The sequence below is a fragment of the Georgenia halophila genome, from assembly GCF_039541595.1.
Genome location: NZ_BAABGN010000012.1, coordinates 229,349 through 245,842, shown reverse-complemented (window position 1 = coordinate 245,842; position 16,494 = coordinate 229,349). Strand labels below are relative to the sequence as shown.

Here is a 16,494-nt window from a genome sequence, read left to right as displayed (position 1 = left end):
CGCCTCGTTTCGCCTACACACCCAACAGTGATCGAAAGGAAGTTTGTCATGCCCGCGTCAGTCACCGTCCAGGTCGTCCCCGGAGAGCGAGGCTCGCACCTTCGGCTCGAGCGAGGGGGAGCCCGGTTCGCGCTTGACCGTCCTGTGCAGGTTGGCTTGCTGGACGGCCCTGGGTACGAGGCGGCGTACGACTCGGTACAGGAAAGCGGCGACGCCGTTGTAGGGACCGCGAGAGTGCAGATGGCCGAGGGAACGGAGGTGGTCCTGGAGGACCACATCACCGTGCGCAACGACGCGGCCGTTGAGATCGTCCGGCATGCACGCGTCGTCGCCGTGGGAGCTTCCGAGGGTGTGAGGCTCGGGCTCGCTGGGAAGACGGACGTCGACGGAGCTCGAGACGAGGCGTGGCAGTACTTCATCCCGGGCACGATGTACAACCGGAACGACTCCGACGGGGACGGTATTGAGGACTACCTCGGCACCTACGTGCAGGAGCACCGCGATGACAAGAACGGCTGCCTGGCCGCCCTCGCCCGGGATTCTCGGTCTGGCGCCACCGTCTCGATCGCACGGATCTCTCTCCCGGCTTTCGACACGGGGATCACACCCGAGCAGCGACTCGCGCGAGAGTTCGTCCAGCGCACCGACATCGGCTCCCTGGGAGTCGCGCCGGCTGCGGAGCAGGTCGACCTGCGAGCGGCATACCCGTTCGTCGAAGAGGTTAGCTTCTGCCTCGACACGGACGGGTCCGGTTGGGGCGCCTACCTTCCGTCCGAGGTCGGAGCCAGTGTTGACGTGACTTACGAACTTCGGCTCTCTTGGACGCCGGACCTCACGGAGGCCATCTGGCAGTTGCATCGCCATCAGTACAACCGTCTGGGCACCCGTCGGCCGAGCCCGGACCTGACGCTCGCCGACTCGGTGGAACACCGCCAACTCCTTACCCAGCTCTACTACCGCAAGTGGGAGAAGGAGGAGGACCCGCTGGAGCCGGCGGGTTACCTCGTCCACTTCTCGCCTCGCACGGGCGAGACCCTCGGCTCATTGATCGAGTTCGGCTTCTCCGGTGACCAGAGTCTGCTCGCCTACACCCAGCTCGCGTGGGGTTACCGCAAGGACGTACCGCTCTACCGAGACCGTGCTCGCAGCGTCCTCGACTTTTTCGTATCGGCCTTCCAGCTAGAGAACGGCTTCTCGCACGGAATCTACGACCCGTTTCGGAACCGGTTCACCCACTGGTTCACGGGTATCCTCATGCCTTTCCAGTACGCCGAGAACGAGGACGACGTACGCCGGTACGTGGGCGACCAGATCTCCCGCGCCCTCATGCCCATCGCTCGGGAACTGCGAGAGATCGAGGGCAACTACCTACGGACCATGTGCGAGTCGGTCTATCCCCTCCTCCTCTCGTACGAGCTAGACATGCAGCGCGGCCGGGAGAACGACACTTGGCTAGAGGCCGGTCGCCGATTCGGCGACTTCCTCCTGCGAGCGCAGGCCGAAGACGGATCGTGGTACCGCGCTTACGCGCCGGACGGTACCGGTCTCACATCGCCCGAGGCCTGGTTCGGGGCGTCTTACGTGGAGCAGAAGAGCGGCACGATCTTCCCCGTGCCGGTCCTGACCGCGCTCCACCGGATCACAGGTGAGGGCAGGTACCTACGGGCAGCCGAGCGCGCAGCAGACTTCATCCTGCAGACGTTCGTCGAGCCCACCGTCTACATCGGCGGGTTGAACGACACGACACACGTCAAGTCCGTGAAGACCGACTCGGTGGGTGTCATGTTCCTCATGCGCTCCCTGCGTGCCGCATACGACGTGACGGGCCACCAGCGCTTCCTCGACGGTGCTGTCAAGGCCGCGAAGATCCTCGCGTCCTGGGTGTATCTCTGGGACGTGCCACTACCCGAGGGGACCCTCCTCGCGCAGGCAGGGTTCCGATCCACGGGCTGGGCCGCGTGCGACGTCATCCCTTCGGGTGGATACCTCGACAACGAGTTCCTGGAGTTTACCGGCGACCTCGTCGCCATCGCCGCGCATGCTCGCCACGAGCAACTCTTCGACGTCGCCGAGATCGTCGAGTACGGGATGCAGTACGCCTTGTCGACCCCCCGCAACGATCACGGCTACGTCGCTCCTGGGATCCAGTGCGAGGGCGTCATGACCGCGTACTGGTTGAGCCGCCCGGACAAGACTGAGTTCTCCGGTGCTGTGGCCAAGAGCAAGGGTGACGATAACGACACATGCAATGCGCTGACGAACGGGCAGGCATCGTACGCGATTTACGAACTGGAGGACGCCTACGGCACGGCCGAGTTCGACCAGATCCGAGCGAAGTTGTTCGGCTGAACTGGCAGAGGCAGGGCATGCGGCTCGCGCCGTATCCCGGAGTCACCCGAAGGGGGAAGGCATTGAGGATCGAGGACGGGCGGACGTTTGAGAACCCGGTGCTGCCCGGATTCCACCCGGATCCGAGCGTGTGCCGCGTTGGTGACGCCTTCTACCTCGTCACGAGCTCCTTTGAGTATTTCCCGGGCATTCCCGTCTTCACGAGTCTCAATCTGGTCCATTGGGCGCCCATAGGCCACGTCCTGGACCGCGCCGGCCAGTTGGATCTGCGCGGTGCCCGAACCTCGGGCGGCATCTACGCGCCGACGATCAGGTGGCACGGGGGGATGTTCTTTGTGACGGCCACGAACGTGTCCGCCGGAGGTCACTTCATCGTGCATGGTGAGGACCCACGGGGCCCCTGGTCCGACCCAGTCTGGGTAGACCAGGACGGCATCGACCCGTCGCTATTCTTCGAGGGCGACACCGTCTACTTCACTTCGAACGTAGAAGCCGACGTGGCTGGCCCACACGTGACGGACGCCGAATTCGAACGAGGCATACAGCAATGCCTCATTAACCCAATTACAGGCAAGAGGTTGAGCCCGACACGATTCATCTGGGGAGGTACCGGAGGTAAATTTCCCGAAGCGCCGCACCTGTATCGCCGAGGTGGTTTCTACTACCTGGTGATCGCGGAGGGCGGGACCGAGTACGGGCACTTTGGCTCGGTTGCTCGATCACGAAGCCCGTGGGGGCCATTCGAACCGTCACCGTATAACCCACTGCTCTCTCACTCGGGCTCACCCAATCCCGTCCAGGCCGTCGGGCACGCTGACCTCGTCGAATTGGATGGCGATGAGTGGTGGCTGGTCTGCTTAGGGATCCGTCCGCGGGGGAATTGGTACCACCACAACCTCGGGCGAGAGACCTTCCTTGCTCCGGTGACCTGGACGAGTGATGGCTGGCCGACCGTTCGCCACGCTCAGGTCCAGATGAGAGAGCAACGACCTCGGCGACTTCCTTCCGCTTCCCCCTTGCCTTCTCCTGCCACCCATCACGAGTGGAACACGGTTCGGACACCGCTGGATCCTGTGGTCTTCAGTAGGCGCCCCAATTGGTTGAGTCTGACGGGGCGCCCGGCGACCCTCGATGAGCTCCACCCATCATTCCTAGGGAGGCGGCAGCAGCATTCTGATTTCTCATCCTCGGCCGGGGTGGACTTCGACCCGCAGGAGGTCGGCGATGAAGCCGGACTCGTGGTACGGATGAGCGAATCACATCATTTCGAGATCGCGGTCGTGCGGCGCGGAAATACACGCGTATTGATGACCCGGCTGCGCGTCGGAAGCATCGTGCAGGAAACGGTACATGGAAGCATCCCAGACGGCCTTGTAACCATGCACATCGACTGCGTCGACGACTCGTACACGCTTGGTGCTGCCACCCTCGACGGTCCCGTGAGGGTCACTGGAGACGCCGTTCTCTTATCATCGGAGGTCGCCGGCGGATTCACCGGCGTGTACATCGGGATTTACTGCACCTCACAGACAGACGGCCGAGCGACGATCGCGTACTTCCGCGATTTCAAATACTACGAGATGCCGCGCCTCCCAGTGACTGAGGAATGGGGTCTCGACGAGCCTGAAAGGAAGGAAGTATGAGATGAGGCCTTTGCCGCCCTCGCCCGGAATTGAAACCAATCCGAGACATGCATCGACCCCTTGGAGCCGCGTCGACCGCGTCGGCTCACTATGGAGAAGGAAGCCCGTGATGCCACGAATTGCACCCAGTTTCGCGACCGCCACGTCGGCTGCGGTCTCCGTGCCCCCGACCAGTGACTGCTTCGTCGCATGAGCGCGCTGCGACTCGGCGTCCTCGGTATCGGCGATATCGCTCGGAACCTTTACCTGCCGAGAATCCGGGAGGCAGAGGCACGCGGCAGAATCCGCCTCACTGCGGTCAGCAGCCGAAGCGGCAACGCCCACAGCTGGATGGCGGAGCACTACCCCGACGTGCCAGTGCACGCCGATTATCAGGGGATGCTCGACGACCCGTCCGTCGACATGGTGGTGAATCTGACGCCGACATTGGCGCACGCCTCGACGACGCTACAAGCGATCCGCGCAGGAAAGCACGTCTTTTCCGAGAAGCCTCTTGCGGCCAGTCTCGAAGATGCGGACGAAATTATCTCTGCCGCAGCCGAGTATGGAGTCACCGTCTCGGCCGCCCCTGTTATCGCACTGCACCCGGAGCTGCGTCGAGCGCTCCAGTGGGTGCGGAAGGGAGCTCTTGGTAAGGTCGCGATGGTCCGCGCACGGGCGTCGCACCCGGGCCCCGCTTGGGATCCGGAATTCGCGACCGATCCTGCTTGGTTCTACCAACCCGGTGCGGGACCGGTCCTCGATCTCGCCGTGTACCCGTTGCACGTGCTGTGCCTCATGCTGGGACCGGTTCAGCGGGTGACTGCCTTCGCCGGCATCTCATACCCACAACGTGAAGTGCGCTCCGGAGTGGCCAAAGGGTCGGTTGTCGAGGTGACTACTCCCGACAACGTGCAGATGGTGCTCGATTTCGGCGACGCCCGATTCGCCTCGATCGACGCCACATGGAACGTCATATCGGCCAGAGGACCGAGGATGGAGATCTACGGCGACAAGGGCGTGCTCAACCTGTACTCGCGACCCGAGGAGCGCCCGTACGAACTATTCCTCAGCGACCCCGCTACCGGAGTGCGGGGGTGGCTTGAATACGAGCACCTGTACCGGGGATCACTCATGCCAGCGGTGCCCGATACGCCGACCGACTGGTCGTTTGTCGATGGCATTGAACACGTCGCCGAATGCATCACGACCGGTGCTCAGCCGCTCGCTAGCGCTGAGCTCGGCCGCCACATCCTCGATGTGTGTCTCGCAGCGCTTTCCTCGGCCGAAGTCGGCCGGGCGGTGGAGGTGTCCACCACATTCCCCCGATCGGAGAACCAGTCATGACCACCACCCTCAGCCGGGAGATCGTCTTCGAATCGACCGCGACAGCGACTCTCGTCGATGTGGAGCTACCGCCCCTCCAGCCGAGGCAGGTCCTCGCGAAAACGATCGCGTCCGTCATCAGCCCCGGCACCGAATTGACTGCCTTCACGCAGCGCTTTGCGCCTGACACGAACTGGGAGACCTACGCCCGACTGCCGTTCCGACCCGGATATTCGTCCGTCGGCCGGGTGGTGGCCGTTGGGCCCGGCGTGGACTCAGTGAGCGTCGGCCACCATGTCCTGATCGAGGCGTCGCACGCATCCCACCACTTGCTCGACGCTGTGGAGTGCCAGCTCGTTCCGGCGGGGATCGATCCCGAGTCCGCCGCTTGGTTCGCGCTCGCCCAGATCGCGTTCCGCGGCTTTTGGAACACGGATACCCGAATCGGTGGCTCCCTGGTCATCGTGGGCGCGGGACCTATCGGTCAGATGGTGGTCCGCTGGGCATCCGCCGCCGGGCTGGCCCGCATCACCGTGGTTGATCCCGTCACGGCGCGACTCACGCACGCATTAGACGGCGGCGCGCATGAAGTGTTCGACTCAGCCTTGGGAGACATCGCCACGCCGCTGCACATCGAGGGCGAGGGCAGCCCCACCACGTACATCGACACGACGGGCAACCCCCAGGTGTTCGCTGACGTGCTGCGCCGCGCTCCGCGTTTCGGGCGAGTCGTCTTGCTGGGCGACGCAGGTGATCCTCGCGAGCAGCGGCTGACCTCCGATGTGCTGTTCAAGGATCTGAGCATCGTCGGTGCATTCGGCGCGCAAGTGCGCGAGGGCTGTCCGAATGCGCGTGTGCGGCAACTCTTCCTCGATCTCCTCGACACGAGCAGGTTTTCGGTCGACCGCATGATCACCCACCGGTTCCGTCCCGAGGACTGCCAGGCCGCGTACGACCTTTTGGCCAACGCTCGGCAGTCCACCATGGGAACCGCGTTCGTGTGGGAAGGAGCCTCATAGACCGGATGCCAAGGAGGACGAGTCCAGACAGACTAGAGAACTCATCTCTACCTGCCTTGATTTTCGGGAGACTGCTTAGTGCGTAGGCGCCGAGCTGGGTGGTTCCCGTTGAACCGTTGGTTGCGATCGCTGACCGTGCAATGAGGGACCGATAAGTTCGTCGATGATCGACGAAAGTGGCGTGCGCTACCCCAGTAGAGGCGCGACAGCGGGGCGAGGTAGCCCGGCGTGAGAGGTACACCCACCAAAGGAACTCTTCTGACTTCAGGTGGGGTTGGGTGACACGCCGGTGCGGCGGATGAGCATGTGAAGGGGTCGAGGTCTTCGAGGATCTGAAGCGACCAAGCAACCGGACCTCGAAGAAGACCTCGACCCGTGTCTGACGATACGTTTTCTGCTTTGTGCTGCCCACGCCCGGCGCTGGTGCGTCGTACTGCCACCGCTGCGATGTGCTGGTCGGGCTCGATGGCGTGCACGTGATTGCCGTGGAGCGCGACGACGCCAACGGGGCGCTGACGGTGACGGTGGAGTCCGCGCCCCGGCTGGAGGGCTGTCCGCGCTGCGGTGTGGTGGCTGTGAGCCTGGGCCGGCCAGTGGTGGAGCTGATCGACGCCCCGATGGCGGGCCGGCCGGTGCGGATCCGGTGGCGCAAACGTTCCTGGCGTTGCCCGGAGCCGGCCTGCCCCACGGGTGCGTTCACCGAGCAGAACCCGGCCATCGCCGCTCCGCGGGCCCTGCTGACCACTCGGGCGGTGGACTGGGCGGTCGGGCAGCTGCGCCGGGAGAACGCCTCCGTCCAGGGCATCGCCCGCCAGTTCGGCATCACGTGGCGGACCGCCTGGCGCGCGATCAAGCCCGTCCTGGCCCGGGCGGCCGCCAATGAGTCCCGCTTCGCCGGGGTGAGCACCCTCGGGGTCGACGAGCACATCTGGCACCACGTCTCGGTCAAGGACCGCGGCCCGAAGGAGCTGACCGGGATGGTAGACCTGACCCGCGATGAGAACGGTCAGGTCCGCGCCCGGCTGCTCGACCTCGTTCCCGGACGCTCGACGAAGGCCTACGCGAACTGGCTCAAGTCCCGCGGCCAGGACTGCCGCGACCGAGTCAACGTCGCGACGCTGGACCCGTTCTCCGGCTACAAACGGGCGATCGACGACGAGCTCGAGGATGCCACCGCGGTCCTGGACGCCTTCCACGTTATCCGCCTGGGCACCGCCGCCGTCGATGAGGTCCGCCGCCGCGTCCAGCAGGAAACCCTCGGTCATCGCGGCCGCAAGGGCGACCCCCTCTACGGGATCCGCAACATCCTGCGCGCCGGTATCGAGAACCTCACCGACCGGCAGTGGAACCGGCTCACCCGGGCCATCACCGCCGACGAGCGCCACGAGGAGGCCTTCATCGCCTTCCAGTGCGCCCAAACCCTGCGCGCGGCCTACCGCTGCGCCGACCCGGTCGTCGGGCGCCAGGCCGCGGAGAAGATCCTGAACACCTTCCATACCTGCCCCATCCCCGAGATCGCCCGACTCGGGCGCACCCTGCGCCGGTGGCGCGAGGCCTTCCTGGCCTACTTCACCACCGACCGAGCAACCAATGGCGGTACCGAGGCCGTCAACGGCCTGATCGAGCTCCACCGCCGCATCGCCCGCGGCTTCCGGAACTACGACAACTACCGCCTACGCATGCTCCTCATCGCCGGCGGACTCAACCCCGTGACCCCCACCTGAAGTCAGAAGAGCCCCTAATCAGGGGATGCGGTCAGTCCGTTCCGGCTGCGGCGTTCGCGTAGACGCATAGTGATCTCGTCAATCAGGTGGCTGATCCCGCTCGGTCGCGTGTCGCGCCACCAAGCTAGTGAACGGGGATGCGTGGCCCGTCTTTGACCGGACGGTAGATGACCCCTGGGCGCGGGTGGTGATCGGCTGTGGCGGCTGCGGTGGTGCCGACCCCGCGGCCGGCGGCAATCTTGTCGAGCCAGTTGTCGACGTCGCTCGACTGGATGAACCGGGGGGAGTGCGCGGCGTCGCGCCACAGTTCCTCGCTCGTGGCGCCCGCGCGCGGGTCGATCACGACGGTGCGGTCGGCGATCTCGGCCATGCTGACCTGGCGTCGGCGGCCCCATTGGGAGTCATCGGCCGCGAACGCGACCAGGCGTCGTTCGAGTCCCACGATGACGGATTCGAAGCGGTGCTCGTCGAGGGGTCGGCGCACGATCGCGACATCGCACAGACCTTCGGCCAATCCTGAGGTCGGCGAGTTGTGCCGCACGAGTTCGAGCTCGATCTCCTCGTGGTCGCGTGCCCACTGTCGCTGCAGTGGTGCGGTGTGCCGGCCGAGGGCTGCCCATGCGTAACCGAGCCTGAGCTGTCCGTGCCGGGTGCGCAGGAACTCGGTGAATCGCTCGGCCTCGGCGAGGACCCTCCGGGCCTGAGGCAGCAGTTGGTGTCCGGCGGCGGTCAGTTCGCACCCGCGGGGGACGCGGCGCACGAGCCGGTCGCCCACGCTGCGTTCCAGGGACACGATCGTGCGCGACACCGATGCCTGTGACACGTGCAACTGTCCGGCCGCGTCCGTGAACGACCCGAGCTCGGCCGCGGTGACGAACACTCTCAGCTCTCGCACCGTCCAATCCATAACCAGAGCGTATGGCCGGTCCGAAACATGCACTAGGTGAAGGCATGGCCGCGACCTACCGTCGCTCACATGGACATGGTCGAGACGGTCACGCATGAGCGAACACAGCCGCGCGCACTGTCCGCCGCTTCGGCGACGCCACGGCAGCGGGTGGGCGGGATCGTGATGATGCTGACCAGTTCCGCGTCGAACCAGACCGGCGCAGCGCTGGGCGCGATGGCCTTCCCGACGATCGGCCCGGTGGGGGTGGTCGCCGTTCGGCAATTCATCACCGCGCTCGTGCTAGTCCCGACCGTTCGTCCACGGTTCCACGGCCTGCGTAGGGACCAGTGGCTGCCGGTTTTGGGGCTCACCCTGGTGTTCAGCGTCATGAACCTGACCCTGTACTCGGCGATCGACCGGATCGGGCTCGGGCTGGCCGTCACGATCGAGTTCCTCGGCCCGCTCACGGTCGCGATCGCCGCCTCGCGACGCGTGGTCGACATCGGATGCGCGGTCCTGGCGGGCATCGGGGTGATCGTACTGACCAACCCCGGGCCGACCACCGACATCCTCGGGATCGCCCTAGCGCTCACCGCGAGTGTGGCCTGGGGGTCCTACATCCTGCTTAACCGCGCCGTGGGCCAGCGACTGCCCGGCCTGCACGGCACCGCGGTGGCTAGCGCGGTCACCGCCTGCGCCTGGTTGCCGCTCGTGGGCGTGTGGTTCTGGACCCACACGCCCACGCCGACCGCATTGCTCCTCGCGGCCGTCTGCGGGCTGCTGTCGTCGATTGCGCCCTACGTCGCGGACCTGCAAGCTTTGCGGCGGGTCCCGGCGGCGATGTTCGGCACGTTCACGAGCATCAACCCGGTCTGCGCCGCCCTCGCGGGTCTGCTCATCCTGGATGAGGTCCTCGACGTCAACGAATGGGTCGGCATTGGGCTCATCGTGGCCAGCAACGTGGTTGTCTCTGCCCGTGGACTGCGTCGGCCCCGAGAGGTGCAGCCGAATCCGGAAGAGAGAAGGCCGCGGTGAGTGCGTGCTCCGGTCCGGTGGCTCGACGCCGTCCAGCCCGCTTGCCGGTCCTGTCTACGATCGACTGATCGCGCCAAAGGGAGTCGGCCCCGTACCGGGTACGTCTTCGATCAGGCCACCGGACCCACTGCTTCAGCGAGACTCGATGGTCCGCTTGATCTCGGGAACTTGCGCACTTGGGAACCAGTTCAGGTGGCCGTGCAGCATCCCGCGGGCCTCGTACTCGTGGACGGCGACGCCCCGCCTCGTTCAGTTGCATGGCGAAGAGAACGGAGGATGGCGCGAGTCCGTCGTGTTCGGACGTGACGAGCCAGGCCTCTGGCATCCCGCGAAGAGCACCGAGACCGGGAGCCGCCGTGGAACATCGCCGGGAGCGCCTCGAGCTTCCCTCGGGGGCCAGGAAGTGGTAGACGCCATATGCCAGGAGCATGCCGTCGGGAACCCGCGCACCCCGGTCGCGCAGCGCGAGGGCAGCTCCGGAAGCGAGGTTCGCGCGTGCGCTGGCTCCGCCGATGAACAGGCGGGGCGCCGGGGCCCGACTCGCGCTCGGCCAGCCAGGACCAACCGGTGAGGACGTCGTGCAGGCGGCCAGGGAAGCCGGCGAGTGTCGCACCGGTGACGGCGGCCCGCAGGAGCGCCCCTCGACGGGATAGACAACAACAAACAGTTGCGCAGTACATTCTGCTGCGCTGGCCGCGGGGGATTCGCTCGCTCCTTTGCTCCTTCGTCGCCGTTGCGGGCGTAACCCCGCTGTCAAGCAGTGGGCAAGAAGCCAGCACGCCTCAAGCAATATGACCGACATCTTGGCCGGCGCGCTGTCAGGCCCCCTCTGCCACCAGCACTTAACAGAGGTAACCCGACAAGGAGCGACGCGCGATGTCTTTGACCACCAGCCGAACGCAACCAACAACGAACACCGCCGGCGGCCCAGGCGAGGTGCGCCGCGGCTGGCCCAAGACTGCGTATTGGCGGTCGCGGCCGATGCGGCAGGCTACGGAATCGCCTCCATCACCGGTCACGGGGTACTCGCCGTGGCTTGCGCGGTGGGCACGGTCCTGGCCGCCGCCGCGGTGTGCGTGTTCGGGCACCGCGGCGTCAAGCGCGCCGAGCTCGCACCCGACTTCATCAGCAAGCTGCTCGAGACGGTTGAGAAGCGGCTCGAGCTCGAGATGACAGTCAAGACCCACGACCGCCGCCGATGGCCAGCCACCTCGAACGATGACGGCGAGGTTGACCCAATCGAGGAACGTGCGCGCAAGACGCTGCCACAGCTGCTCGGCGCTTCGACGAAGCTAGCGGCTGAGAAGAATCAGGCCGGCGAGCTCATCGCTGTTACCGCGAGCCACAGCGTGGGCGTAAAGGTTGCGGCGGCCGGCTACCGACTCCGGGTCGAGCGATCGATCTCGACGATGCTGTCGGGACGTTGGAAGGCCAGCTGGGACCTGACCGAGGACACGGTGACCTTCCGGCTGCGGCCGACCTTCCCGAAGTCAGTGCCGCACCGACGCGAGCCCATCGCCTCCGAGAACCTGTTCAAACTGCCGATCGCTGTTGACGAGGACGGGCACATCGTCAGGTGGGACCTCACCGCGGGCGGCCCACACGCACTCCTCTCCGGCAAGACCGGCAAAGGGAAGACGGTCCTGATCAACGGGGTCGTGATGGAGGCCGCCATGCGCGGCTGGCCGGTGTGGATCGCGGACCCCAAGCCGGTCGAGTTCATGGCGATGCGGTCCTGGCCGAACGTCCAGCTGGTCGCGACCGACGTCGTCGAGATCATCGCGATGCTCAAGCTCGCCCACGACGAGATGGAACGGCGCTACGCCCAGATCGATGACGGCGTCGACGAGTCGGGCTTCGAGCCGCTCACCGTCGTCGTCGACGAGTTCCGCAACCTTGTCCGGCAGATCGATGATTGGTGGGCGCGGGTCCGGGCCCACCAGAAGGGCTTGCCGACCAGTTGCCCGGTCCACGGCTGGCTGCCCACGCTCGCCGAGAAGGCCCGCACCGCGAAGATCCACTTGCTGGTGGGTACACAGCGCCCCGATGCGACCTTCCTCGGTGAAGGCATGCGCGACAACTTCGACACCCGCTTCTCTCTCGGACCCCTGTCCCCGCAGGGTGCACAAATGATGTGGGAGGCCCCGCATCTCGGCGTGGCCGTTCCCCGCCACGCCCGCGGCCGCGGCACGGCCCGCCTCGAGGACGATCGGATCGATGAGGTCCAGGTGCTGTGGACACCCGACCCCCGCCGCGCGAGCAGCCCCGAAGTCCTCCGGATCCTCGAGGACCTGAAGCCCGACCGGGCTGTTCACGACCGGCTCGCTATCGACCTCGGCGACGAGAGCGACCTGGAGGGCGCAGAGATCTCCGAGTGGACCCGGATCCGCGAGGCACGTCTCGTGCCGGCCGAGGCCGTGACCGAGAACGTCCGCGTATCCGGCGACGGGGTGACAACATCGACACCAGGTAAGGAAACGCACGGCGCGGGACATGCGATATCCGGGAGTGGACCCAGACCCGACGTGGCCCTCGTCGATGCCATGCACGAGGTCGAGGACACCGGCGAAGCGCCCGCCGACGAGTCCCAGGACGGTTATGGCGAGCACAGCCACGTTGCCTCATCACGCGTGTCGGCAGGCGACCTGCTCCTCGTCGACGAAGACCTGTGGCTATGGGCGATGGTCGAGGACGCTCAGGACGACCTCGTCGACGACGGCAACATCTGCATCGACTGGCGCACCGACGACGACGAGTCCGGAAGCCTCAGTCTTCCCGCCGCTGAGGTCGTCACCATCCGCTCACCGCTCGAGCCCGATGCCGCGGCCGCAGATGTCAGGTGAGGGCCGACTTGTGCACTTAACAGACGTGAGAGCACACGCGAGGGAAGGATCGGCGATGGAAACCTCAACGCCTGCACCGTCGGCGGCAGAGGTCACGATCGGCACGGTCTCGGGCCGCGAGTTCGACGAGGTTCGGCACGAGGTGACCTGCTCGAGCTGCGGTGTTCTCGGGAATTGGCTCCTCCACTCCTCGGCGCAGCTCGAGCGCGACTGGCACCTGCTCAGCCACAACCAACACGCGGTGACCGTCCAGTTCGACATCGAGGAATGGACGCGCATCACGCAGGCCGTGGCCGACCTTCTCTTCACGCCGGTCGACCTGATCCGTCGGCGTGCACTGCGCCCGGAGCCGACATCTGTGGAGATGTCGTGACGACCTACACCTGGCAGGTTCAGCGAGGCTGGCAGCACCGGGCCGCCTGCGCGGACCAAGACCCAGACCTCTTCTTCCCGGAGACCAAGACGGCGCAGCGTCGCGCCGAGGAGATCTGTGCCACGTGCCCAGTCAAGCCCGACTGCCTGGCCGCGGGCCTGATCAACGATGAGCGTTTCGGGATCTGGGCGGGCCTGACCCTGACCGAGCGCCAAGCGCTGGTGAGGAGGATGGCGTCATGACGGCCACGGCTATTGCTCCGACTGAGGAGATCTCTCGCCCTAGCTGCGAGTCGTGCGTGACCGCGCCAGCGACCTTCCGCCTGGTCTGGGCTGACTCGACCGAGTTCCAGGTCTGCGCCGGCTGCACACCTCCGCAGCTGATCACGGTCGCGCCAGCGACTGGGACCACCGTCCTGATCGACAGGGAGGGTTGAGATGAAGAACGGCGAGCTGGACGACGACACCGTGTGGCTCATCGTCATCTGCGTGTTCGTCGCCCCCATCGTTCTCGGCGCGCTGCCGGGCCTGCTGCCAGATGTCGAGCAGTGGCTGCTCGACCTACAGGTGCTGGTCGCCGAGAACGCCACGTGGGTCCCGCCGGGCATGACCGCCGGCCTCGACCTCCCACGGATTGCGCTCGGTCTCGCCGCTGTCGTGTTCCTGGCGACCGCCCTTGGCGGGCTCGCAAGAACAGCGCTTCGGGGGAGGGCCGGCCGATGAGCACGCATGCGGTGACCGAGCGCCCGCAGTTTCGAAAGGGGACACCGATGAGCCTCCAACCGTCCGCCCAGGTGATCTACCTGGACACGCTCTACAACTGGCGCGACAGGGACTGTGCGCGCAGAGCGATCCCGAGGCGTTCTTTCCGGGCAAGGGAGAGTCTCCTGCGCCCGCCAAGGCCATCTGCGCGCGCTGCCCGGTGACCGCCCGCTGTTTGGAACACGCACTGGCCAACGACGAGCGCCTCGGGGTCTGGGTCGGAACCTCCGAGCGAGAGCGCCGTCGTCTGCGGCGCTACCGAGAGGCCAAGGCATCATGACTGCGCAGCTGGCGATGCCCAGGCTCGATGGTCCGCACATCGAGCAGCAACCGGGCCCCGTACTTCGTCCAGACGTGCAGATGCTGACCACCGTTCGGGAACGGTCGCGCAATCGCTCCCGCCCGTCTCCAACGTGGTCGCCCGCGGTGTCGGCGCCCTCACCGGTGGCCATCGGTACGGCACGCACTCTCTGCTGGGGGTCGGTGTCGCGTTCGCCCTTGCATGGGCTCTCGCTCCGCTGCGCGTCACATCCCCGGCCACCCAGACTTCCAGCTCGGAGCATGGCTACTCGTCCTCCTCATGGTGGCTTTCGCCGCTCGAGCGCTCCGTCTCACCCGCGGCTCGGTCTCCTCATGGATCGTTGCCCTGGCTGCAGCGACGGTAGCGGTGTGGTTCGCGCCCGCGCATCTGTGGTGGTTGCCTCTGGCCGTCGGAGTGGGCTGTGTGGTCCACGTCGCCGGTGACGCGCTAACCACCCAGGGGCCCACTCCTGTGGCCGTTCACGCCAACCCCTGCGGTTCCCACCCCGCTGTGGCGAGCCAACGGCTACATGTCGCTACCGATCTTGGGAACAGCCGGCTCCGCACGCGAATGGGTTCTCGTCCTGATCGTGAACCTCTACTCGCCTGGATGCTCATCCAGGCTGCGGGCGGCTGGTCTTCTAACCCATAGCCAGTGTCGTACGGGCGTTCGATACATGGCTGCATGGGGTACGCGCTGGCCGCACTGAGAGAACGTGTCGAGAATCTGCGCTACGGCGACCTTCTGGTCGCCGCGCCGCCCCCATGCCCGTATCGGACACATACGCCGGTCCTCGTCGAGGTCACCGGACCCACCTACGGCGGTGAGACGGTGACACTCAGCCTTGAGGCCGTCGCCCGCCGCCAGGAATGGGTTCTCGTCCGTCAGCCCTGGCCAGGTCACCGACCATGGCTTGCCTGGGTCGGCGCGCAACACGTATCCGAGCGACACGACCGTTGAAGAGGGCCGCCGAGCCTGTCACGACGGCCGGTGATCGGGCGCTGTCGGCTTTGGTGCAGGGACTCAGGCGCCGGGCAACACACGTACGCCGCAGACTCCGACGACCTTTACACCTGGCACACGGTAGGGCCAGTGTTCACCGCCTTCCCGCATGAAGGCCCAAACGTCTTCGAGTTCGCCGGCAATGCTTCGATGATTGTTGACGGCTGGGCCGGCCAGATGGTCTATCGCCCCGAAGACTTCACGACCTGGACGCGCAGCGGGACATTGCTCGGTGAGAGCGGGACTCGAACCGACGACCAAGGACCGGCCCTGCACGCAGACGTCGTCGTCACCGGTGACCACGCTGAGATCTTCTACTTCACCCACCCAGAACGCCGAGGCAGGACCGATGGCGCGGGGCTGCCCGAGGCGACTTACTCCGACCGTCGATCAGTTCCAGAGCGCGACTATCTGGGTAGACGGGGACCAGCTGTTCTGCAACCGAAACGCTTACCATCATGTCGACCTCGGGATACCGCTGCAAAGTTGAGGCGCGGTCACAAGCGCGTACGCCAACGCCAGATGATCTCCTCGATGCAGGCGTCGTATGCCGCTACTAGGTCGAACGTGGGGTCGATGAGCCACTGGAGTTCGAGGCCGTCGAACATGGCGATCATCGCTCGTGCCTCGGTTTCGCGTCGCTCGAGCGGCATTGGCGCGATCTCTCCGCGCTGCACTGCGACGGTGATGTGGTGACTTAGCTCTGCGACGACGCGCGCGTACCTGGCGCGGACAAAGTCGTGCGCCGGGTGGTCCTTGTGAGCAGCTTCCGCACTCAGCGTGACGAACAGTTCCACAAAGCCGCGGTGTTCGACGTGGTATGTCATGAGCGCGCGCAGCGCATGGAAGTGCGCCAGACCGTCCGCCCCACTGCCGGCGGCACGCAACCGTTCCCGGTGGCCTTCGTCCCATTGCTCGAGCACGGCCATAAGGAGACCTTCCTTACTGCCGAAGTGCTGCAGGAGCGAGGCGGGCGAGACGCCCACCGCTGAGGCGATCTGACGCACCGATCCGCCCACGTACCCACGCTCGCCGAAGACCTTCCGTGCCGCTTGGAGGATCTGTCCACGGGTCCTCGTGCCGTTGCGGTACGGCCCTCGCACCTGTGTGGACGAGCTCTTCATGAGTCGACTCCCTCCGCCCCTTGCGGGAAAACCTAACACTCGTTTATGGTTGCGGCTCAATCACAAACGTTCGTTCACAGTTCAGGACGTCACGGACGCCTGGCCTTCGCTCGACGACGAGACGGA

At 65.9% G+C, this 16,494-nt stretch carries 12 protein-coding genes and 2 pseudogenes; 12 read left to right on the top strand and 2 right to left on the bottom strand.

Features of this window, described 5'->3' with window-relative positions:
- Positions 1 to 27 precede the first annotated feature (27 nt).
- From ABD907_RS15055 to ABD907_RS15035, 5 genes are all read left to right on the top strand, one after another.
- On the top strand, positions 28 to 2,349 hold the full coding sequence (locus tag ABD907_RS15055; protein ID WP_345217087.1) for a YyaL domain-containing protein: 2,322 nt from the start codon (positions 28 to 30) through the stop codon (positions 2,347 to 2,349).
- Positions 2,244 to 3,992, top strand: coding sequence for a glycoside hydrolase family 43 protein (locus tag ABD907_RS15050; protein WP_345217086.1), 1,749 nt, complete (start codon positions 2,244 to 2,246; stop codon positions 3,990 to 3,992). Before ABD907_RS15055 ends, ABD907_RS15050 begins: the two co-directional genes overlap by 106 nt.
- A gap of 189 nt (positions 3,993 to 4,181) precedes the next feature.
- Complete coding sequence (locus tag ABD907_RS15045; RefSeq protein ID WP_345217085.1) at positions 4,182 to 5,318, top strand: Gfo/Idh/MocA family protein; 1,137 nt, start codon at positions 4,182 to 4,184, stop codon at positions 5,316 to 5,318.
- Positions 5,315 to 6,316 (top strand): zinc-dependent alcohol dehydrogenase, encoded by a 1,002-nt coding sequence (locus ABD907_RS15040; RefSeq protein ID WP_345217084.1) that lies wholly within the window; start codon positions 5,315 to 5,317, stop codon positions 6,314 to 6,316. The genes ABD907_RS15045 and ABD907_RS15040 overlap by 4 nt, the downstream gene beginning before the upstream one ends.
- Before the next feature lie 401 nt (positions 6,317 to 6,717).
- Entirely contained in the window at positions 6,718 to 8,040 is a 1,323-nt protein-coding gene (locus tag ABD907_RS15035; RefSeq protein ID WP_425555775.1) for an ISL3 family transposase, read from the top strand.
- Positions 8,041 to 8,054: 14 nt separating this feature from the next.
- Here ABD907_RS15035 and ABD907_RS15030 read toward each other — a convergent pair.
- A pseudogene (locus ABD907_RS15030) lies at positions 8,055 to 8,947 on the bottom strand (LysR family transcriptional regulator).
- 168 nt (positions 8,948 to 9,115) lie between these two features.
- On the opposite strand from ABD907_RS15030, the gene ABD907_RS15025 reads away from it, so the two are divergent.
- From ABD907_RS15025 to ABD907_RS21130, 7 genes and pseudogenes are all read left to right on the top strand, one after another.
- Positions 9,116 to 9,964 carry an EamA family transporter gene (locus ABD907_RS15025; RefSeq protein ID WP_486334111.1) on the top strand — a complete coding sequence of 283 codons (849 nt, stop codon included), beginning with the start codon at positions 9,116 to 9,118 and terminating at the stop codon, positions 9,962 to 9,964.
- A gap of 716 nt (positions 9,965 to 10,680) precedes the next feature.
- Positions 10,681 to 12,807, top strand: coding sequence for an FtsK/SpoIIIE domain-containing protein (locus ABD907_RS15020; protein WP_345217080.1), 2,127 nt, complete (start codon positions 10,681 to 10,683; stop codon positions 12,805 to 12,807).
- Between the two features lie 55 nt (positions 12,808 to 12,862).
- On the top strand, positions 12,863 to 13,180 hold the full coding sequence (locus ABD907_RS15015) for a hypothetical protein (RefSeq protein WP_345217079.1): 318 nt from the start codon (positions 12,863 to 12,865) through the stop codon (positions 13,178 to 13,180).
- The gene (locus tag ABD907_RS15010; protein WP_345217078.1) at positions 13,177 to 13,422 is read left to right on the top strand and encodes a WhiB family transcriptional regulator; all 246 of its coding nucleotides are present in this window, start codon (positions 13,177 to 13,179) and stop codon (positions 13,420 to 13,422) included. The genes ABD907_RS15015 and ABD907_RS15010 overlap by 4 nt, the downstream gene beginning before the upstream one ends.
- Before the next feature lie 195 nt (positions 13,423 to 13,617).
- A complete protein-coding gene (locus tag ABD907_RS15005) occupies positions 13,618 to 13,902 on the top strand; it encodes a hypothetical protein (RefSeq protein WP_345217077.1) in 285 nt (94 codons plus the stop codon).
- Positions 13,814 to 14,221: a WhiB family transcriptional regulator gene (locus ABD907_RS15000; RefSeq protein WP_345217076.1), complete on the top strand. Its 408-nt coding sequence runs from the start codon at positions 13,814 to 13,816 to the stop codon at positions 14,219 to 14,221. The genes ABD907_RS15005 and ABD907_RS15000 overlap by 89 nt, the downstream gene beginning before the upstream one ends.
- Positions 14,222 to 14,300: 79 nt before the next feature.
- Positions 14,301 to 14,606: pseudogene (locus tag ABD907_RS21130) on the top strand (metal-dependent hydrolase); the annotation flags it as partial.
- Between the two features lie 1,135 nt (positions 14,607 to 15,741).
- Here the strand turns inward: ABD907_RS21130 and ABD907_RS14995 are convergent.
- Complete coding sequence (locus ABD907_RS14995; protein WP_345217075.1) at positions 15,742 to 16,368, bottom strand: TetR/AcrR family transcriptional regulator; 627 nt, start codon at positions 16,366 to 16,368, stop codon at positions 15,742 to 15,744.
- Positions 16,369 to 16,494 lie beyond the last annotated feature (126 nt).

Excerpts from the sequence above, each read along its gene's own strand:
- ABD907_RS15050 (WP_345217086.1), top strand. The coding sequence starts at position 2,244 with ATGCAATGCGCTGACGAACGGGCAGGCATCGTACGCGATTTACGAACT.
- ABD907_RS15015 (WP_345217079.1), top strand. The coding sequence starts at position 12,863 with ATGGAAACCTCAACGCCTGCACCGTCGGCGGCAGAGGTCACGATCGGC.
- ABD907_RS15040 (WP_345217084.1), top strand. The coding sequence starts at position 5,315 with ATGACCACCACCCTCAGCCGGGAGATCGTCTTCGAATCGACCGCGACA.
- ABD907_RS15025 (WP_486334111.1), top strand. The coding sequence starts at position 9,116 with ATGCTGACCAGTTCCGCGTCGAACCAGACCGGCGCAGCGCTGGGCGCG.
- ABD907_RS15045 (WP_345217085.1), top strand. The coding sequence starts at position 4,182 with ATGAGCGCGCTGCGACTCGGCGTCCTCGGTATCGGCGATATCGCTCGG.
- ABD907_RS14995 (WP_345217075.1), bottom strand. The coding sequence starts at position 16,368 with ATGAAGAGCTCGTCCACACAGGTGCGAGGGCCGTACCGCAACGGCACG.
- ABD907_RS15005 (WP_345217077.1), top strand. The coding sequence starts at position 13,618 with ATGAAGAACGGCGAGCTGGACGACGACACCGTGTGGCTCATCGTCATC.